Here is a 4,682-nt window from a genome sequence, read left to right as displayed (position 1 = left end):
CGAAAAGCAGTATTTTAAGCAGCTGTCAGGCGTCTAGGATATCGGGGGCTTGCCATAGCTATGGTCAATATCAGTTACTGATCAACGTGTAATTTCATGATCTGATACAACGGCCGGGCCTTAGTCCGGCCGTTTGTCATTGAGCCGAACATGCGGAAGGTCGGCAATGATTTTGACGAAATCCTCCAAATGAGGACACTAGCTGACCCACGCAAAGAGGCCAGCCTTTTCTACTGGGCATTATCGTACTAAAACCACCACCGGACGCCCGCCACGAAGCTGGAGGACTCGACGTCTTCCCCCTCGCGCTCACGAAGGTCCTCTGTGTTGCCCAGAAAGCGGGTGTAAGAAACACCCACGTAGGGCGCAAACTCCCTCGAAAAGTGGTATCTCAGACGGAGCCCCAGGCCCACATTATTGATGCCACTACCGACGCCCCACTCCTCAACATCGCTGAAGGCAACGAGCGTTTCGCCGCGGCCCTGCAAAATGAGCCTTTGGGTCAGCAGCCAGTCGTACTCGGCTTCAAGATCGTATGACACGTCACCGTCGTCGGTGACTCGGAGATTTGTGTCTACCTCAAACCAGTAGGGGGCAAGTCCCTGCAATCCAACAATGGCCGAATAGCGCTCCTTATTAGGGCTGGGGCCAAACGTTGTCTGGGCACCCAATCCTGTCTGTATATCCCAGAAGCGATCGAAGCGATAGCTGTACTGCACATCAAAATTTTCGATGTCGCCGCTGTCGCTGGATAGATCAGTCTCACCTTCCGTTTCGACCCAGAGCCGATTGCGATCTTTACCAATCCAGGCCTGGGCGTCCCACAGGGCCAATTCGTTGTCGCCGTCACGCTGGTATTCCATCCGGTCAAACAGAACCTGGCCAAACACCTGGTTGTCGTGTATCGGCAGCGTCCAGTCCGGTTCGGCCTGAACGCCAGTACCGGCGGCGCCGGCTCCCGAGGCAAGCGTTAAGGCTGAGGCACCCACAACCCACTTGATGCGATTCATCATAATGTTCATCCCCTATCCCGTTAAACGACCGACACGACACGAAACATGCCTGCGTCCATGTGGTACAGAAGGTGGCAATGGAAAGCCCAGTCACCCGGTGCATCCGCTGTGATCAGCGCGGATACACGCTCGCCGGGTTTGACGGAAATCGTGTGTTTGCGTGGACGATATTCACCTGCACCGGTTTCCAGTTCCATCCACATGCCATGCAGGTGAATGGGGTGATCCATCATCGAGTCGTTGACGAGGATCAATCGCAGGCGCTCGCCATGGTAGAACTTGACCGGGCCATCGACTTCAGAGAACTTTTTGCCGTCGAACGACCACATGTAACGTTCCATATTGCCGGTAAGGTGCAGTTCCACCTCGCGTTCGGCCGGGCGCTTGTCGGGCCAGCCCTCAATGCTCTGCAACTGGGAATAAGTCAGCACCCGATGGTTGGCTGTTTCAAAGCCTACACCAGGGTCATCCAGACGCGATTGCGGGCTGGAAGCCACCATGGCCGCCCCGGGACCGTGATTATCAGGGCCATGGGATATCGGCCGACCCGCCGTCGGGACCTCATTCATCGTTGCTTTGTCCGAGCTCATCTTGTTCATTCCCGAGTCGGCGCCATTCATCATCATTTGGCCATGGGCTTTGTCGTTGCTGCCTGACATCATTTCCATCTTGCCACCCATGTCCATGCCGCTGTCCATGTTCATATCGCCGTCCTTGCCCATGGCGCCCATGCTCATCGCGCCCATGCCCATGGCGGCCATACCGCGCTCGGTTCGCGGATACATGGGCGGTACTGGCGCCTCCATTCCCTTGCGGGTGGCTAACGTTCCGCGCACATACCCCGACCGATCCTGTGACTGGGCAAACACGGTGTGAGCCGTGTCGGTTGGCTGTACAATCACGTCGTAGGTTTCCGCCACGCCAATGCGGAATTCATCCGTTTCAACGGGTTGCACTGGTTGGCCGTCAGCGGAAATAACCGTCATCGGGAGGCCCGGGACACGGACATCAAAGAAGGTCATCGCCGAGGCATTGATGAATCTCAGGCGAATTTTCTCGCCGGGACGGAACAGCCCGGTCCAGTTGCTGGCGGAAGGCGACCCGTTCATCAGGTAGGTATATTCAGAACCGGTTACATCCAGGATATCCCGGGGACTCATTCGCATTCTGCCCCACATGCCGGCTTTGCTCCACGCGGCATCCCAGCCCATGGTTTCGACGTCCTTGAAGAAGTCGCCAACGGTGCGCTGGTTGTAGTTGTAGTAGCCCTCCGCCACTTTCAGATTCCGGAATACGTCGTCGGGAGAATCAAAGGTCCAGTCGGAGAGGACCACAACGTATTCGCGATCGTAGGCCACCGATTCCGGCTCGGCAGGATCAATGATAATCGGCCCATAATGGCCCAGCTGTTCCTGAAGGCCAGAGTGGCTGTGGTACCAGTAGGTGCCGTGCTGTTCGACCGGAAAACGGTACTCAAACGTTTCGCCGGGCATGATGCCGGGAAAGCTGACGCCAGGAACGCCATCCATCTGGTACGGCAGAATCAGACCATGCCAGTGAATGGATGTTGCCTCCGGTAGCGTATTGGTGACACGCAAGATTGCCTCGCGCCCCTGTTTGAGGCGCACCAGAGGCGCTGGCAGAGTGCCGTTGATGGTGATGGGCTGTTCCGAGACTGTGCCCCCTATCTTGAGAGGTGTTCTCGCGACGGTCAGGTCGTAGATGTCAGCGCCATTACGCACGGTGTGAAATGCGTTCGTGTTGTCCAGTTGTCCTCTAGCATAGGCCGGCAACAAGCTGTCGAAACCGGCAAGAAGTCCCATCGTGGCAGCTCCTTGGATAAGGCGCCGCCTGGACATACCTGCATAGAAATGTCTATCGCTCATAGGTTGCTCCTAAAACCATGTATATACAGCTTCTTGCGTTCGTGACTCGATTATTGATGCTACCCAGTGTAACTGAAATCAAACTGAAAAGTCTGTATCCGCCTTTCTATCACCATTTGTTTGGCGGGCAGGGGGGGAGAGGCGCAATGGCCCTACGCCAGCCTCCCTTTTGGGCGAGTGAGTGCGGATTAGCAAGAACGGTTGCAAGTCCTGCGATAAAGAAGGGAAGGACGATGGCGAGAACGAAGATGGCGATTCATCCGCTTTATCTACGGGCGTGCAATTGTGGATTTTGACGAGACAATCACAGATAAAAAAAAAGCTGGCCCGTCACGGAACCAGCTTTACAATACTCAAATTGAGCAGCTAACCATCGCTGGCCGAATCAGAAACTCCTGCTCCAACCCAGCCAGAACTTCGGATCATCCGAGTTGACAGAGCCAAGCGCGTCGGTTGACTCAATGTCCGCGTACTCCACGTTAACACTGAAAGAACCGAAGTTTCCCGCATCCTTTGTAACGTTGGCGGCGACGTGTGAATAACTTGCCTCGCCGACAGAAGCCTTGCCGTCATCAGCGAAGTCGTAATAGCCAAGCGTCACACCGGCACTGTAGCTGTCCTCCAGAGGCACCCCAACAGAGGCGTAGTAATAGGCATCCCCCTGCACGAACACCCCATCACCACTGGTGTCGCTGTTGATCGTGTAGGCCAGGCCGATGGCCGCAATGCCATAACTGATCTCGCCGTACAGTTCGCCGAAGTCGATGGAGTCCGGCGCGTCAGGATACGCATAATAAATGTACCCAACGTCATAACCCAGTTCTTCCACAGAGCCGGAGAATCCGGCATAAAGATCAAGCTCATAGCTGGTGCCGTCACCAAAATCGACATTGGAACCCCAACCACCGGCGTAGAAGCCCGACGCATGCTCATAATCCAACCCTCCCTGGACAGCCGCAGCCCCGTCTGTCTGGGTGACGCCCCGGAACAGATAGTTGCTGCTGGCGCTCACATTTGAGCTGACGTCAGCGCTAACAATGGCGGGCGCAGCCTGAAGTGCTGCAAGCAAAGTGATACTGATAAATCCGGATTTGGTGAAAAACTGCTTCTTCATAATGGATACCTTCGGTTGGATTTCATTGCTCCAAATATGATTTAGCAAAAGTCTTGCCACATCTTATTTATTCTTGTTTATCATTATTATAGAGACAAATCGGCACATTCTGAGCTTGCCCCCGAAAAACGACCCAACACCTAGCGCCCCAGAACCTGTCACCGGCCCGGACCAGCGCCCTGTTTTGATGCATTCTCTGTAACCATTCTGTAATCTTTGCCAAATAGACTTTAATAGCGCTTCAACACACACAAGCAAACCGAAAAAGGTGAGACAGATCATGAGCAAGAAATATTTGGGCTTGGCTTTGGCGATTTCTGCCGCTTCTGCTGCACAGGCCGGAAACGTTACGACCAGCGGCGAAGACCTTGTGATCGATACCGACAGCGGTATCAAAGTGAAAGTGTCGGATAACTCTGCGTCTTTTCAGCTCGGCGGGCGCATTCAGTGGGATTACGACGCCACGCAGTCTGACGACAACGGTGTTGACACTACCGATTTCGATGTGCGCCGGGCACGCCTCTACGCCAAGGGCCACTTTGGCGACTGGGCGTACAAGACCCAGTTCAACGTCGCTGAAAGTGATGGCGCCGACGGCGGTACTGCTGAAGACCGGCGGTCTCCAACTCCAAGTGCAACACCCGGGTTAATGAACGCCTGACGGCGCAT

Annotated in this window: 4 protein-coding genes; 1 reads left to right on the top strand and 3 read right to left on the bottom strand. The window is 55.0% G+C overall.

The features are described 5' to 3' along the window. Positions 1-248: 248 nt before the first annotated feature. From RO069_RS11785 to RO069_RS11775, 3 genes are all read right to left on the bottom strand, one after another. Entirely contained in the window at positions 249-1,013 is a 765-nt protein-coding gene (locus RO069_RS11785) for a copper resistance protein B (RefSeq protein WP_199451743.1), read from the bottom strand. Between the two features lie 20 nt (positions 1,014-1,033). Further along, positions 1,034-2,899 carry a copper resistance system multicopper oxidase gene (locus RO069_RS11780; RefSeq protein ID WP_143066671.1) on the bottom strand — a complete coding sequence of 622 codons (1,866 nt, stop codon included), beginning with the start codon at positions 2,897-2,899 and terminating at the stop codon, positions 1,034-1,036. A gap of 385 nt (positions 2,900-3,284) precedes the next feature. Continuing rightward, a complete protein-coding gene (locus tag RO069_RS11775; RefSeq protein ID WP_062363658.1) occupies positions 3,285-4,013 on the bottom strand; it encodes a TorF family putative porin in 729 nt (242 codons plus the stop codon). Positions 4,014-4,293: 280 nt separating this feature from the next. On the opposite strand from RO069_RS11775, the gene RO069_RS11770 reads away from it, so the two are divergent. Then, entirely contained in the window at positions 4,294-4,674 is a 381-nt protein-coding gene (locus RO069_RS11770) for a porin (RefSeq protein ID WP_245742747.1), read from the top strand. Positions 4,675-4,682: the final 8 nt, after the last annotated feature.

Source organism: Marinobacter sp. OP 3.4 (assembly GCF_036224885.1).
In the GTDB taxonomy this organism is placed as follows: Bacteria; Pseudomonadota; Gammaproteobacteria; order Pseudomonadales; family Oleiphilaceae; genus Marinobacter.
Note: the sequence above shows the minus strand (reverse complement) of the source record. Positions and strands in the feature narration are given on the sequence as shown.